The 14,461-nt window shown below is 73.3% G+C and carries 16 protein-coding genes and 1 CRISPR repeat array; of the genes, 13 read left to right on the plus strand and 3 right to left on the minus strand.

Going from position 1 to position 14,461, the window contains the following annotated elements:
* Positions 1-22 precede the first annotated feature (22 nt).
* The 9 genes from casA to ACIRPH_RS11490 all read left to right on the plus strand — a co-directional run bounded on the left by casA (position 23) and on the right by ACIRPH_RS11490 (position 8,429).
* Complete coding sequence (casA, locus tag ACIRPH_RS11450) at positions 23-1,600, plus strand: type I-E CRISPR-associated protein Cse1/CasA (protein WP_402912628.1); 1,578 nt, start codon at positions 23-25, stop codon at positions 1,598-1,600.
* Positions 1,597-2,364 (plus strand): type I-E CRISPR-associated protein Cse2/CasB, encoded by a 768-nt coding sequence (locus tag ACIRPH_RS11455; protein ID WP_402912631.1) that lies wholly within the window; start codon positions 1,597-1,599, stop codon positions 2,362-2,364. Before casA ends, ACIRPH_RS11455 begins: the two co-directional genes overlap by 4 nt.
* Complete coding sequence (gene cas7e / locus ACIRPH_RS11460) at positions 2,361-3,494, plus strand: type I-E CRISPR-associated protein Cas7/Cse4/CasC (RefSeq protein WP_402912633.1); 1,134 nt, start codon at positions 2,361-2,363, stop codon at positions 3,492-3,494. The genes ACIRPH_RS11455 and cas7e overlap by 4 nt, the downstream gene beginning before the upstream one ends.
* Complete coding sequence (gene cas5e, locus ACIRPH_RS11465; protein ID WP_402912636.1) at positions 3,491-4,267, plus strand: type I-E CRISPR-associated protein Cas5/CasD; 777 nt, start codon at positions 3,491-3,493, stop codon at positions 4,265-4,267. The genes cas7e and cas5e overlap by 4 nt, the downstream gene beginning before the upstream one ends.
* A complete protein-coding gene (gene cas6e, locus ACIRPH_RS11470; protein ID WP_402912638.1) occupies positions 4,264-4,947 on the plus strand; it encodes a type I-E CRISPR-associated protein Cas6/Cse3/CasE in 684 nt (227 codons plus the stop codon). Before cas5e ends, cas6e begins: the two co-directional genes overlap by 4 nt.
* Positions 4,948-4,952: 5 nt before the next feature.
* Positions 4,953-5,930: a type I-E CRISPR-associated endonuclease Cas1e gene (gene cas1e, locus ACIRPH_RS11475; protein WP_402912640.1), complete on the plus strand. Its 978-nt coding sequence runs from the start codon at positions 4,953-4,955 to the stop codon at positions 5,928-5,930.
* Positions 5,930-6,265: a type I-E CRISPR-associated endoribonuclease Cas2e gene (gene cas2e, locus ACIRPH_RS11480; RefSeq protein ID WP_402912642.1), complete on the plus strand. Its 336-nt coding sequence runs from the start codon at positions 5,930-5,932 to the stop codon at positions 6,263-6,265. Before cas1e ends, cas2e begins: the two co-directional genes overlap by 1 nt.
* 39 nt (positions 6,266-6,304) lie before the next feature.
* Positions 6,305-6,518: a CRISPR direct-repeat array (repeat unit 29 nt; unit sequence GTGAGCCCCACGCACGTGGGGATGGACCG).
* Positions 6,519-6,877: 359 nt separating this feature from the next.
* The gene (locus ACIRPH_RS11485; RefSeq protein WP_402912645.1) at positions 6,878-7,618 is read left to right on the plus strand and encodes a DUF3159 domain-containing protein; all 741 of its coding nucleotides are present in this window, start codon (positions 6,878-6,880) and stop codon (positions 7,616-7,618) included.
* 211 nt (positions 7,619-7,829) lie between these two features.
* A complete protein-coding gene (locus ACIRPH_RS11490) occupies positions 7,830-8,429 on the plus strand; it encodes a hypothetical protein (protein WP_402912647.1) in 600 nt (199 codons plus the stop codon).
* Positions 8,430-8,575: 146 nt separating this feature from the next.
* Here the strand turns inward: ACIRPH_RS11490 and ACIRPH_RS11495 are convergent, their stop codons facing one another.
* Positions 8,576-9,166: a helix-turn-helix domain-containing protein gene (locus tag ACIRPH_RS11495; protein WP_402912649.1), complete on the minus strand. Its 591-nt coding sequence runs from the start codon at positions 9,164-9,166 to the stop codon at positions 8,576-8,578.
* 87 nt (positions 9,167-9,253) lie between these two features.
* On the opposite strand from ACIRPH_RS11495, the gene ACIRPH_RS11500 reads away from it, so the two are divergent.
* From ACIRPH_RS11500 to ACIRPH_RS11510, 3 genes are all read left to right on the plus strand, one after another.
* The gene (locus ACIRPH_RS11500) at positions 9,254-9,880 is read left to right on the plus strand and encodes a class I SAM-dependent methyltransferase (protein ID WP_402912651.1); all 627 of its coding nucleotides are present in this window, start codon (positions 9,254-9,256) and stop codon (positions 9,878-9,880) included.
* 40 nt (positions 9,881-9,920) lie between these two features.
* Positions 9,921-10,421: a DinB family protein gene (locus ACIRPH_RS11505; RefSeq protein WP_402912653.1), complete on the plus strand. Its 501-nt coding sequence runs from the start codon at positions 9,921-9,923 to the stop codon at positions 10,419-10,421.
* A gap of 272 nt (positions 10,422-10,693) precedes the next feature.
* Positions 10,694-11,350 (plus strand): VOC family protein, encoded by a 657-nt coding sequence (locus ACIRPH_RS11510; protein ID WP_402912656.1) that lies wholly within the window; start codon positions 10,694-10,696, stop codon positions 11,348-11,350.
* 70 nt (positions 11,351-11,420) lie between these two features.
* On the opposite strand, the gene ACIRPH_RS11515 is transcribed toward ACIRPH_RS11510, so the two are convergent.
* Positions 11,421-12,374 (minus strand): GNAT family N-acetyltransferase, encoded by a 954-nt coding sequence (locus tag ACIRPH_RS11515; protein ID WP_402912659.1) that lies wholly within the window; start codon positions 12,372-12,374, stop codon positions 11,421-11,423.
* A gap of 415 nt (positions 12,375-12,789) precedes the next feature.
* On the opposite strand from ACIRPH_RS11515, the gene ACIRPH_RS11520 reads away from it, so the two are divergent.
* Positions 12,790-13,482 (plus strand): haloacid dehalogenase type II, encoded by a 693-nt coding sequence (locus ACIRPH_RS11520; protein ID WP_402912662.1) that lies wholly within the window; start codon positions 12,790-12,792, stop codon positions 13,480-13,482.
* Between the two features lie 44 nt (positions 13,483-13,526).
* Here the strand turns inward: ACIRPH_RS11520 and ACIRPH_RS11525 are convergent, their stop codons facing one another.
* A complete protein-coding gene (locus tag ACIRPH_RS11525; RefSeq protein ID WP_402912664.1) occupies positions 13,527-14,450 on the minus strand; it encodes a nucleoside hydrolase in 924 nt (307 codons plus the stop codon).
* Positions 14,451-14,461: the final 11 nt, after the last annotated feature.

The following is a 14,461-nucleotide window of genomic DNA, read 5'->3' on the forward strand; positions in this document are numbered from 1 at the left end:
CCTCGAACCACAACGGAGCGACGTGACGTCCCCCTCCTTCGACCTGACCACGGAGCCGTGGCTGCCGGTCCGCCTCCCCGACGGCACCGCTGGCCCCCCGGTCGGCCTTCGCGAACTCCTCTGCCGCGCACACGAGTTCTCCGACGTCGAGCTCCCTCTCCCACCGGCCTCCGCCCAGCTGTGGCGCGTGCTCGCACTCGTCACCGCACGGATCACCCGTCTGGACACCTCGGAGGGCGCCACCGCCTGGCAGAAGCGGCGCCGCGACGTTCTGAGGACCGGCCGCCTTCCGGAGGACGGGGTCGACGCCTACCTCGCCCCGCTCCGCGAGCGCTTCGACCTTTTCCACCCCGAGCGCCCCTGGCTCCAGGACCCCCGGCTGCGGGACGAGTGCTCGAAGTCCTCCGGGGTCAACAAGCTCGCCTGGGGCCGGACCGCCGGACAGAACCAGGTGTGGCTCGGCGGCCACCACCACGACCTGGACCCTGTGCCGCTCACACCCGCCGAGGCCGCGTGGCACCTGCTCGCCACCCTCGGCTACGGCCCTTCGGGACGCTGTACCTCGCGGACGGTCGACGGGCGTTCCGAGGCCAACAGCACGGCCGGCCCCCTGCGCGGCACCGTGTCCTTCCACCCCGTGGGCCGCAACCTGTTCGAGAGCCTGGTCCTCAACATCCCCCTGCCCCAGGAGTCGGAGTACGAGGACGACGAGTCCGAACCGGCCCCCTGGGAGCGCGCCGACCTCCCGAACCCCCTGGGACTCCCCGAGGAATCCAGCGGACCCGCCGGGGTCCTCGTCAACCAGGCTCGACACGCGGTGCTGCTCTCACCGAGCGCCGACGGCTCCCAGGTCGTGGACGCCCATGTCACCTGGGCGCTCCGGGAACGGCAGGTAGCACCCACCGACCCGTACCTCATCCACTTGACCAGCAAGGACGGACGCAGGTACGCCCGGCCCGCGGACGCCTCCCGAGCGGTGTGGCGCGACCTGGAGTCGCTGCTGGCCGAGAGCACCCGGGAGCGGTTCCGACCGGAACTGTTCACCCAGCTCACCAGCAGGGCCCACCTCCCACTCGACCTGCGGGAGTCGTTGCGTCTGCGCGCCTTCGGTTTCGACCAGGACGGCCAGACCCGCGACCGGCAGTGGTTCACCGCCGGCACCCCGCCGGTGTTGCGGTGGTTGCAGGAGTCATCGGAATCCGCCGAGGGCCACACCCTCGCGCTCACCCGGGTCAAGGCCACCCGAGACGCGGCCGAGCGCACCGGGCGGCGCCTCCGAGACGCTCTGATCTCAGCCTGGAAGGAGAGCAACAGTCCGTCGGGCGGATCGGCCGGGACCGAGACCGGGTCGGGGCCGTGGCTCCGTACCGGGACGGCCCGGTACTGGTCGACCGCGGAGACCCTGTTCTGGCGGACCGTGATGGACGAGGACTCCGCAGGGCCCGGCAACGGCTTCATCCTCCTGGCGCTGCGCGCCTACGACGAGGTGACCTCCTCCTACTGTTTCCGCCCCCGGGTCGCCAAGGCGGTCGAATCGCACCGCCGCCGCTTGTTCGACGGCTGGACCCGCGCACGTACCGACGAGGAAGACGCAGCATGACGCGTACCACCGAGCACGACATCCGCCGGGCGGCCGACCGTATGGCTCACGACCTCACCAGGCGTGTCGCCGACGAACCGGCCGTCCGGGCCACCCTGCGCCGGGGAGTGGGACGCCGGGTGGAGGACCCGGCGATGCTGCCCCTCCACGGGTTCGTCACCCCCTACCTCGGGGACCTGCACGAGCGTGCGCGACCCAGGCGGTTCCCCGATCAGGGAGAAGCGGTCGAACGCGCCTTCTACGCCGTCGCGGCCCTCATCGCGGCCCAGTCCCGCCAGGCGCGGGACCGGGATTCGGCGGGGGCCGACGACGGTCGGGAGCACACCGGCGAGTCCCCCGCGGAGGCACCGGGCGGCGAGGACGCGGCCACGCCCGCGTCGGTCGGCGAACCCGCCGCTGCCGGGGACACGGGCGAAACGCCGCCCCGTGACCGCGGCCTGGGCACCACCCTGGGTGAGGCCGTGGGGAAGGGCCGGCTCAACGCCGACACCACCGAGCAGCGTCTTCACCTGCTGTGCCGCCAGTCCCTGGACGGCGTGCACGCGCAGCTCCCCAGGCTGCTGGCGCACGCGACCGCCAAGGGCGTCCGACCCGACTGGGGCCGACTCGTCCTGGACCTGGCCCGGTGGGGCGGGGAGCGGGACCACGTGGCCAAGGAGTGGGCGCAGGGGTTCCACCGCGCGATCGGCCGGGCCCGGCAAGCCGCGTCCCAGAACTCCACACAGACCGATACACAGAGCATCGAAGAGGTCAGCACCGTATGAGCACGCCGAAGTTCCTGGACGTCCACGTCCTCCAGACCCTTCCCTACTCCAACGTCAACCGCGACGACCTCGGCTCGCCCAAGACGGTCGTCTACGGCGGCGCCGAGCGCACACGGATCTCCAGCCAGAGCTGGAAGCGGGTGGTCCGCCACCAGGTCGAGGCCCGACTCGGCGACCCGGCCGTGCGCACACGACGCATCACCGGCCAGATCTGCGAGCGGCTCTCGGCACGCGGTTGGGACGCCGGGTCGGCGGAGAACGGAGCACGCCAGATCGTGCTGTCGGCGGCCAAGGGAGGGATCAAGCTGGAGAAGGAGAAGGAGGGCGAGCCCCCGGTCACCTCCGTGCTGTTCTACCTCCCCGTGTCCGCCATCGACTCCCTCGCGGACATCGCGGACGAGCACCGGGAGGCGATCGCCAAGGAGTCGGCGAAGAAGTCCCCCAAGGCCGTCATCCCCAGCGACCCCATCGTCGCCGTCCTCCGGAGCCGGAACGCCACGGTCAACCTGTTCGGGAGGATGCTCGCCGAGCTTCCCAGCACCGAGGTCGACGGCGCGGTCCAGTTCGCCCACGCCTTCACCACCCACGGCACCAGTGTGGAGGTCGACTTCTTCACCGCCGTGGACGACGTCCCCAAGGACAACGACCGGGGCAGCGGCCACATGAACGCCAGCCAGTTCAGCACGGGCACGTTCTACCGCTACGCCAACATCGACCTCGCGGGCCTGGAGCGCAACCTGGACGGCGACACCGCCGCCGCGCGCGAGCTGGTGTCGGAGTTCGTCCGCGCGTTCGTGGCCACGATCCCCTCCGGCAAACAGAACGCGACCGCCGCAGCGACCCTGCCCGATCTCGCCTACGTGGCGGTGAGGTCGGACCGGCCGGTGTCGTTCGCCCCCGCCTTCGAGGCGGCCGTGCGGGGCGAGTCGGGTTTCGCGGCCGTCTCACGCGACCGCCTCTCCGAGTACGCGGGTCGGCTCCGGGAGCTGTGGTGGCCCGACACCGTCGTCGCCGAGTGCCACACGGGGATCGACGCCAAACCGGTCGACAACCTGGGGCCCGCCGTCTCCGGGTACCCGGCCCTGGTCGAGACCGCCGTGGCGGCCGCCTACGGCCCGGTCGGCCCGTGAGCGGCCTGCTCCTGCGGCTCGCCGGTCCCATGCAGAGCTGGGGAGAGCACAGCGCCTTCGGCGAACGGGACACCCTCCCCCACCCCAGCCGGTCGGGGCTGGTGGGGATGTTCGCCGCCGCGCAGGGCGTGGGGCGGGACGAACCGCTGGACCGCTACGACGCCCTCCGGCTGACCGTCCGTGTGGACTCGCCGGGCCTGCGCATGAGCGACTTCCAGACGGTCGGCGGCGGGCTGCCCCGCGAGCGGACGGTGCCCACCGCCGAGGGCAAGCGCCGCCCGGAGAACGCCACCACGATCGTCACCCGCAAGGCGTTCCTCGCCGACGCGGTGTTCACCGTCGCCGTCACCGGGCCGGGCACCGAGGACATCGGGGCCGCCCTCGTCTCGCCGCACTGGCAGACCTACCTGGGCAGGCGGTCCTTCGTTCCCGACCCCCTGCTCCTGCTCCGGCGAGGCGTCGCCGACCCGGTGGAGGAACTGCGGACCGGGGTACCGCTGCCCCGTGTGCGTGTGCCCGAGGGGGCGGAGTCCGTCCCCGTGGACCTCGTGGTGGAAGGGGGCGCGGACGGCGACGACCCCAGAACGGGAGGGGACGCGGGGCGGAGCCGCACGACGCTCAACGACGTCCCCCGCTCCTTCGCCTCCCTCAGGCGCCTGTACGCGAGCAGGGAGGTGCGCGTGGACTCGGTCCGCGTGCCCGTCGCCCTGGTCTCGCGCGGTTGGCGCGACTACCAAGACCGCCTGTTCGCCTACGTCAAGGAGCACCGTTGACCTGGCTCACGAAGATCGTCCCGGACCTGGCCTCGCGCCGGGCGCAGTCCAGTTTCACGAGCGCCGGCGAACTCCACCGCCTCGTCATCGGCCTGGCCTCACGCGACCTGGGAGAGGAACGGGTGGAGTCCCCGCGCCGACGCGCCGGGCTGCTGTTCCGGCTGGAGGAGACGCGGGGCGCCCCCGTGCTCCTGGTCCAGAGTTCCGGCGCCCTGGACGCGAACGCCCTGGGCGAGGGGTTCGGTTCGGTGGCCGAGCGGGACCTGACCCCCTTCCTGGAGGGGTTGGAGAAGGGCGAGGAGGTCCGGTACCGCATCGCGGCCGCGCCCAGCAAGCGGTTGGGGAAGTCGGAGAAGAACGCCGACCGCCTGGGGGACCGCGCGAAGCCGGGGGTCCGTGCCTATACGCGGCCGCTGTTCGGCGAGCAGGCCGAACAGTGGTGGCGGGAGCGTGCGGAGCGGAACGGGCTCGACCTGCTCGACGTCTCCGGCACGGGAGCGGTTCCCGCCCTGGACCGGGGCCGGAGCGGGAAGCGGGGAGTCCGCATCCATGTGACCCGGTTCGACGGATACGCGGTCGTCCGCGATCCCGACGCGCTCCGTGAGGCGGTCCGTAACGGGGTCGGACGGGGGAAGTCCTTCGGCTGCGGGCTTTTGAGCCTCGCCCCGGCGGGGAGGTGACCGCCGTGGGCGGTGAGGCAGCGGCCCGCAAGGCTCTGGCCAGGCCGACCCTGGCGATGCTCCCCCGGGTCTCGGACAACCTGTCGTTCCTGTACGTGGACATCTGCAGGGTCGTCCAGACCGACACGGGGGTGTGCGCGGAGGTCGCCGCGGGGCCGGGATCCGTGCACCGGGTGCCGATCCCGACGGCGGCGCTGGCATGCGTCCTGCTGGGGCCGGGGACGTCGATCACCGCTCCGGCCCTGGCCACCTTCATGCGGCACGGGACGACCGTCGTTGCGTCGGGAGCGGGCGGCGTACTGCACTACGGGAGCCTGGTCCCCCAGGCCCGCACCACCCTGTGGTTGGACCGGCAGGTGGACGCCTACTCCGACGTCACCCGACGGCTCGAGGTCGCGCGCGCCATGTACTCCCTGCGGTTCGGGGAGGACGTGGAGGAAGGGACGGGGGTCGAACGCCTGCGCGCCCTGGAGGGGCAGCGCATGAAAGCGCTGTACCGGCAGTTGGCCACCAAGCACAGGGTGAAACCGTTCAAGCGCAACTACGACCCCGAGTCGTGGGACGAGCAGAACCCGGTCAACAAGGCGCTGTCAGCGGGAAACGCAGCGCTCTACGGGGTGGTGCACTCCGTCATCGCCCACCTGGGGTGCTCGCCCGCGCTGGGGTTCGTGCACACGGGGAAGCAGCACTCCTTCGTGTACGACATCGCGGACCTCTACAAGGCCGAGACGACGATCCCTCTGGCGTTCTCCCTGCACGACTCCGGCACTCCGGACAGCACCGCCCGCTTCCGGCTGCGGAGCGAACTGCGCCTGTACCGGCTGATCCCGCGGATCGTGCGCGACGTCCAACAACTCCTCGACCCGGACCTGGACGCCGAGGAGGAGAGCACCGTGCCCGACCGGTGGAAGGTCGTGGACCTGTGGGACCCCGGCTCGGGAACCGTGGCTGGTGGTGTGAACTACGCCGAGGACGGCGCCTGATGGGGACGATGGTGGTGATCTCGACGACGGCCGTTCCGGACCGTGTCCGGGGGGCTCTGTCCCGGTGGATGGTGGAGCCGAAAGCAGGCCTGTACGTCGGGACGATGAGCGCGCGCGTGCGGGAGAAGCTGTGGACCGCCGTGAGCGACACGGTGGGTGAGGGAGCCGCGGTATGCCTGCACACGGCGGACAACGAACAGGGTTTCGTCGTCCTGACAGCGGGAGAACGCCGTCGTCAGGTGGTGGACTTCGACGGACTGCAACTGATCCAGTTCACCGCCCTGCCGGACGAAGGGGACAACGATGAGTGGACGGAACTCCCGGAGGGTTGGTAACGCCAAGATAACGCCCTGCGTTTTCGCAGGTCGTTAAGTGGTGAGCCCCACGCACGTGGGGATGGACCGGAACCGGTCCCCGGCCTGGTCAAGACGCGGCTGTGAGCCCCACGCACGTGGGGATGGACCGCCGCCGCTGCTGGCGACATGGTCCCGGAGGACGGTGAGCCCCACGCACGTGGGGATGGACCGAACTGTCGTTCGACGTGGCAGAGGTCGTTCCGGAGCGCCCCACGCACGTGGGGATGGACCGCGGCGCCCCCACACCCCGGGGTGACCGGGTCTCCCGGGCGGCTCAGAGCGGGGTGGAGAAAGCGCCTCCCGGCTCCCCCGCTTTCCGAGCGCGGGCAACACCCTCCCCACGGTCCGCCGCCCGCCGAAAGGACAGGCTCCCCGACACGGACGCGGCGGAGAACCGTCAGGGAGCGACGGAAAGTTCGATTTTTCCATCGCACGGAATCTCCGCAGATCAGGAACCCGGAGAGGTCGTCACTCACCGTCGCGCCCGGGAACTTCTCGTGAGGCAGAGGTTGACCGTGCCGCAACGGCACGGTTTTGACTGGTCCCACAGCGGCACAGGACCACTCACCACAGACCCACCGGGAGGACGCGATGACCGCAGCCAAGGACCTCGACACCGGCCTCACCCACGAGACCGCCCCCGGCCCCACCTCGACCCCCGCCCCCGAGCCCGGCCGCACCGCCGGGGCCACCGCCCCGGAGCAGCCGGTGGACGTGAAGCAGGCCGTGCTCGACGGGATGGGCGGCCCCTCCGGGATGGTCTACACGACCCTGCCTGTCGTGGCCTTCGCCCTCGCTGTTCCCTTCATGTCGCTCATGGCCGCCATCGGCACCGCGATCGCCATCGCCGCCGTCCTGGCCGTCTTCCGGATGTGGCGCGGCGAGAAGCTCATGTCCGCGCTGGGCGGGGTGTTCGGCGTCGCGGCCGCCGGAGGCGTCTCCGCCATGACCGGATCGGCCAACGACTTCTTCCTCATCGGGATCTGGGCCTCCTTCGCCGGAGGGGTCGTCACGCTCCTCTCCCTCCTGGTGCGCCGCCCGCTCACCGGCGTCATCTGGAACGCCGTCCACGGCGGCGCCCACCCCTGGCGCGAGGACCGCCCCACCCTGCTCGTCCACGACCTGGCGACCCTCGCCGTCACCGCGGTCTTCGCCGGCCGGTTCATCGTCCGCCAGTGGCTCTACGTCGCCGACTCCACCGCCGGCCTGGCCATCGCCGACACCGTGACCGGCTTCCCCCTGACCGCCCTGGCCGCCGTCGCCGTCGTCTGGGCCTTCCGCCGTTCCACCAAGCGCCTGGTCAAGACCGACACCGCCACCGCGCGGGACTGACCGGAGCCGACACCGGAGCCGACACCGGATCCGGCGCCGGGACCGGGCCGACCCCGGCGGGCCGCAGGAGAGGACGAGGAGGACCGGCATGGGACACAGCGCGCCTACGGGGACGGGCGTCACCGGCACGGGCTCGCTCCCCCGTCCCCCGGAGACCTCCGGCGCCGTCCTCCGCTCCCCGATGTCGTCGCCGGGCGATAGCTTCCCCGCCATGAGCTACTCGCTGACGACATACGTGGTCGACCTCGACGTCCTGCACGGTTCCGTGGGGTCGAAGGACGACAAGCTCCGCCGGATGATCGGCGGCCGGTTCAAGCAGCACCTGAGCGGCTTCGACGACCAGTTCTCCCACGTCGCCGACGCGGGCGGCCCCTCCATCCGCGACGCGATCCGCGCGGTCATCGAGGGCGGCCCCTTCGACGAGCAGTACGGCTTCCTGTACGGATACGCCTACAAGTGGATCTGCGAGTTCCACGGCCGCGCCCTGTTCAACAACGACTTCAGCCCCATGAGGTCGGGGTGGCTGGAGACGGTCGACCAGGGCCTGGCGGAGCTGGGTGTGACGGCCGTCGGCGTCGAGGAGTTCGGTTTCGGCCGCGTGCCCTCGCCCCTCCCCGCGCCCGAGTTCGAGCCGTGCTACGGCGAGTGGAGCACCACCGAGTGCCGGAAGGCCCTCGAACAGTGGGAGGCGGCCTCCGAGGAGGGCAAGGCCGCCCTGGACCCCTCCGTCCTGCACGCCGCCGAGTCCTGCATGGACTGGTGCCGGACCGCGGTCGCGGCCGGACGGGGCGTCGCGGGGTTCTTCTCCTGAGCGGTGATCGGGCCCGCTCCGGACCGGTGTGAGCCGCGGAGCGGGCCCGAGCCGTGCCCGGCCCCCGGGAGCGGGGAGGCCGGAGGCGCCCACCCGGGCGTTCGTCCCGGCCCCGGACCGCGCCGGGCCTCTGCCCCGCCCACACCTCAACTGCCCTGGGACGCGGAACCCGTGCGCACGTGCGCACGCACCCCCTGCAGGTCGAACAGGATGAGGAGCTCGACCGCGCCGCCGTCGGCGCTGCCCAGCCAGTGCGGCTGGGACGTGTCGAACTCGGCCACCTCGCCGGGCGACAGTGTCAGGTCCCGCTCACCGAGCACGAGCCGCAGGCGCCCGTCGAGCACGTACAGCCACTCGAACCCCTCGTGGGTCTGCGGTTTCGGTTCGAGCGGGGCGGGCACGGCGGGGATGACCATCTTGAACGCCTGCGTGCCGCCCGGCCGCCTGGACAGCGGCACGAAGACCATCCCGAACCGGCGGATCGGCTTCAGGTGGATCCGGGGGTCCCCGGTGCGCGGGGCTCCGACCAAGACGTCCAGGGGGACGTCGTAGGTGCGGGCCAGGGGCAGCAGCAGCTCCAGGGTCGCCCGGCGCCGACCGCTCTCCAGCCGGGACAGTGTGCTCTCCGAGACCCCGGTCGTCGCGGCGAGGTCGGCGAGGGTGATGCCGCGCTCGCGGCGCAGCGCGCGCAGCCGGGGCCCCACCACGTCGAGAACGTCTTCTGTTTCACGGTCCATCCCGCCATATTGCCAGAACCGCAATTTTTCGTGCCAGATCGTGGTGGGTGCGGTGAGACTGGGCGCATACCGACAGAAGGAGCCCCTGTGAACACCACCGACGCGGTCACGTTCTGGGACGGGATCCACGCGTCCCGCCCCGCGGCCACCGACCCTCGGCCCAACGTCCGCCTCACCGAGGCGGTCGCGGACCTGCCGCCCGGCCGCGTGCTGGACCTGGGGTGCGGAGGCGGCGGTGACGCCCTGTGGCTCGCCCGGCGCGGGTGGCGGGTCACCGCCGTGGACATCTCGGCCGTGGCGGTCGAGCGCCTCACCGACCTCGCCCGCTCACGCGGACTGGGCGACCTGGTCACCGCCGAGCGGCACGACCTGGACGCGTCCTTCCCGGAGGGCCGGTTCGACCTGGTCAGCGCCCACTACCTCCAGACCTTCTTCGCCCTGGACCGGGCGGCCGTCCTGCGCTCGGCGGCGCACGCGCTGCGTCCGGGCGGGCGGCTCCTGGTCGTGGACCACGGTTCGGTCGCGCCGTGGTCGTGGAACCAGGACCCCGACACCCGGTTCCCGTCCCCGCAGGAGGTCGCCGAGGACATCGCCCTGGATCCGGCGTCGTGGACGGTCGAGCGGGCCGACGCCCCCCGCCGGGTCGCGACGGGTCCGGACGGGCGCACCGCCGAGGTCACCGACCACGTCCTGATCGTCCGCCGCACCGCCTGACCCGGTGCCTGAAACCGCTCCCCCGACGAAGGAGGCCACCGTGCCCACCCTCCACCGCCGCGCCCGCCGCGGCGACACCCCTCCGCCGCGGACCGGCGGCGGCGAGGCCGAGGTCCTGCGCGGGTTCCTCGACTACCTGCGGGCCTCGATGGCCGCGAAGGTCGCCGGCGCCCCCGAACCGCAGGTCCGGTCGGCCAGGGTTCCCTCCGGCACGAACCTGCTCGGCCTGCTCGGCCACCTCGCCTCGGTCGAGGGCGCGATGTTCCTCGGGCAGGAGGTCCCCGACTGGCAGGCGACGTTCCGGGCCGCGCCCGAGGACAGCGTGGCCGACGTCGTCGCCCGCTACGAGAGGACGGTCGAGCGCGCGAACGCCGTTCTCGACGGGTGCGCCGACCTCGGCGCCCCGCTCCCCCGGACGCGGCCGGGCCGTCCCGCCCCCAGCGTCCGGTGGGCCCTCGTCCACATGATCGAGGAGACCGGCCGCCACGCCGGCCATGCCGACATCCTCCGCGAGCAGATCGACGGGGCGACCGGGCGCTGATCCCGGCTCCCGGCGGTGTGCCGCGGGCCGGGGCGCACCGCCGCGCCGCACGGGCGGACCGGCCCGGGCACGTCCCCGGGCCGGTCCGCCGTCGCACGGCGGACCCGTGTCGGCGCAGGTACCGGCGGCGCGTGACGACCGCGAGGTCGGCCGCCGGCGGCAGCACGAGGAACAGGACCGTCACCGCCCGGCCCGCGGTGAGGGCCTGCGCAGGGTCCGGGTAGACCGCGTCGGGGACGATCATGCCCGGGCTGATCCGGTAGGCGAAGCACGTGGGGATCGCGTACGAGAAGTCGGCGGCCGTGAACACGAGGGTGGCCACGGTCGGGCCGGCCCCGGAGACGTCCACGATGACGGCGTCGCGGGTCACCGGCGTCGGCAGCGTCAAGGCGGTCGTGGGCCGGGTGACGGCCGAGCTGGACGCCCCGAACCGGGTCCTCGTCGCCGACGCCGTGCGCGAGGCGCGGCTGGGCGAGGGGGCCCGGGGGCGGGTCCGCCCCGGGAACGCCGGGGAAGCGCGCGACCGGTCCGCGGGGCCGTCCTGTAGGGTCCCGGCCATGGGAAGCCGAATCGCAGTGGTCGCCATCGACGCGATCGACGTCAGGACCGTGGCCGGGTTCTGGAGCCGTGTCCTGGACTGGCCGATCGTGGAAGAGGAGGAGGACGGGATCGTCCTCGCCCCGTCCGAGGACGCCGGGATCGGGATCGACGTGTTTCCCGTGCCCGAGCGCAAGACCGTCAAGAACCGCCTGCACCTGGACCTGAGGGTCACGGGCGGACTGACGGTGGCCCAGGAGCTGGAGAGGCTGATGGGACTGGGTGCGGTGAAGGTGGACGTGGGACAGCCCGAGGACGCACGGTGGACGGTGCTGGCCGACCCGGAGGGCAACGAGTTCTGCCTGCTGCACGGGCGCGACGGGTCCCCCTGAACCGGGGCCGCGACTCCGGCGTGCCGCGCGGGGGCCCGTGCCCCCGCGCCGTCGCCCGAACGGGCGCTCCTCAGCCGGCGGTCCCGGCCTTGACGAGCGGCGCGTCCCGTGTGAACTCCCGGAACCCGACGCTGTAGTACAGTCCGCGCGCCGCGGGATGCCCCGGCGCGCCCAGACAGGCGACCGTCGCCTGCACGGCCCCGGCCGCCCGCGCCAGAAGCATGCCGTGCAGGAGCATCGCCCTTCCCAGTCCCAGGCGCCGGTGGTCCGGATGCGTTCCGACGGGCTCGAACTCGACGGTCCTGTTCGCCTCGTCGAGCCACATGAGGGCCGAGGCCGCCATCGTCCCGTCCGGCGCCTCCACCAGGAGGTGCAGGTCGCCGCGGTACCCGTCCGTCCGCCGGACGCCCCGGTAGCCCTCGGCCGTGTACGCCGAGGGGGCCCAGGCGTCCAGGTGGGCCCGGACCGCGGCCTCCGGCCCGGCCTCGTCGGCGGTGCGGAACCGGTATCCGGCCGGGAGCACGGGCTGCTCCACGTCGGCGAGGTCCCGCACGTTGAGCTGGGTCCAGTCCCCCGTGTCGCCGAGGGAGGCCGGATCGGTCGCGTACCCGTGCTCCGTCCACCTCCCCAGGGCGAACCCGTCGGCGGCTCCCGGCAGCACGGAGCGCTCGAGACCGGCCGCCGTGGTGTCGTACCAGTCGATCACCTCGTCGACCAGCCCCGCGTGGTCGGGATGCACCTGGTACGCCAGATAGGCGCCGGTGACGTCCTTCACCGACCCGTCGCTCAGCTCCACGCGGCGCGGCAGGTGGGCCCAGCCCCACGCCACCAGCTCCCCGCCGGAGGACCACAGCCGACGGCGCCAGCTCGCGCCGAGGGCGGCGTGCCCCCTGCCCCAGTTCCACGCCAGCTCGCCGAACGACGCGTCGCTGTTCACCAGGTCCGGGCGGACGGCGGTGACACGCTGCGCCAGGCCCTGCATGAGCCGCACGTCCGCGGCGGTCAGAAGCTCCGGGTTCGTCATACCGCGTCACTGTGGCAGGGCTCCGCGCCGCCGTCGAGCCATTTTCCGGGGCCCGCGGGTTCCTCGCGGCCAGAGGCCCGATCCGCCTCCCCGTGGCGACGGAGGCCGGGCGGCCGTGCCCCTCTCCGGCCGGTCGCGTGGACCGGGGGCGAAGGGGATCGACGCAGGGTCGCGCGGTGGACCCGCGAAGGCGCGGCGGGCCGCCCGGAGCCTGTGCCTCCAGGAGCGGAGAACACGAGGCCGCTCCCGGCCGGGGACCGGCAGCGTCCGGGCGGGTCCGGAAAACGCGCCTGACACGGGGGGTCCGGCGCACTATGCTCGCCCGCGAACCCGGCGGAGCGCCGGATCCCGCGCCCCTTCCGACGGGGCCCCGCGCGCCGGACCGTGCGGGCCGAGACGCCCAGGAGCGACCCCCGTGACACCCCACCCCGACATCGACGCGGTCGTCTTCGACATCCTCGGGACCATGGTCGACGAACCCGCCGGTATCAGGCGCGGCCTGCGCGCACTGCTCCCGGACACCGACGAGGCCGGGTTGGGCGAGCTCGCCGCGCTGTGGCACGGACACGTGGAGGAGCAGCAGCGGGAGATCCTCGCGGGCCGCCGCGCCTACACCGACAGCACGGTGCTCGACCTGGAGGCGGCGACGCGCGTGGCGGCCCGGGCCGGTGTCGGCGACGCCGAAGCGATCCGCTCGCTGGCGGCCTCCGGACAGCGGCTGGACCCCTGGCCGGACTCCGTCCGGGCACTGGACAGGATCGCCTCCCGCTTCCCGGTGGTGGGTCTGTCGAACGCGAGCCGCGCGGCGCTCACCCGCATCGGCGCACACGCCGGCCTGCGCTGGCACCAGGTGCTCTCGGCCGAGGAGGCGCGCAGCTACAAGCCCCGCCCCAACGTCTACCGGCTCGCGGTCGCCAACGCGGGCTGCGCCCCCGAACGCCTGCTCATGGTCGCCGCCCACGCCTGGGACCTCCGGGGCGCCCAGGCGGTGGGCATGAGGACCGCCTACGTCGAACGCCCCGTCGGGGACCCGCCCGGGGCGGCCGACGCGTTCGACCTGGAGGCGAAGGGCCTCGACGACCTGGCCGAGGCCCTCGGGGCGGCCTGAGGCCGCCGCCCGCGCGCGGAACCGCTCGGGGCTCCCGGGGGGCTTCAGGCCCCCGTCGCCGCCGGCTCGCGCCCGGTTCCCGCCGCGACGATCCCCCGTACGATCTCCTCCGGGACCGCGGCCGTGTCCAGGTCCCGGACCAGGCGGGTCCGGCCGCCGTCGCCCGGCCTGAAGACGCTCGCCCCGGCGTCCTCCCCCTCCGTCTCGATCAGGACCGTGCCCGGCTCGGAGAGGGTGAACAGCTCCGGTCTGACCATGCTCAGGACCGCCACCGGGTCGTGGGGGACGTTCCACTGCTCGTCCCAGAACTTCCACCACTGGTCGATGTCGGCGGCCAGCGCGCCGCCGAGCGCGCCCGCGGCCCCGAGACGGCGCAGGTGCGGCTCCAGCACCTTCACCCTGCGCGTGACCTCCAGGCCGGTGACCACGGCGCGGATGCCCGAGGAGAACACCAGGTGAGCGGCCCGGGCGTCGCTGCGGAAGTTGTGCTCGGTCCTCTCGACGTCGTCGAACGCGCCGCCCATCACCCACAGGGTGCGCACGTTCTCCGCGAAGCGCGGATCGGCCTCCAGGGCCAGGGCGATGTTGGTCAGCGGGCCGATGGCGAGGACGTCGACCTCCCCGGGCCGCTCGGCCACCGTGCGGACCAGCCACTCGACGGCGGCCCCGTCCTCGTAGGCCTCCCCGTCCAGTCCCGTGTGCAGCGACCCCTCGTGCCCCGCCCACCACACCTCGCGGCCGGAGAGCGGCGTCCCCTCCCCGGCGCGCACGGGCAGGTCGAACCCGGCCAGGGCGCCGTAGCGCCGGGCCAGCCGCGCGCGCAGCACCGTGTCCCCGTACACCGTCGCGACCCCGAGCAGGTCCACCCCCGGCAGTCCGAGGAGCAGGGCGAGCGCCATGGCGTCGTCCACGTCCGTCCCGATGTCGGTGTCCAGGACGACGGCGCGGGCGGTAGGGGCGGCGGGCATGGAGGAGCCTT

It is taken from the genome of Nocardiopsis sp. NPDC101807 (genome assembly GCF_044766605.1).
In the GTDB taxonomy this organism is placed as follows: Bacteria; Actinomycetota; Actinomycetes; order Streptosporangiales; family Streptosporangiaceae; genus Nocardiopsis; species Nocardiopsis tropica.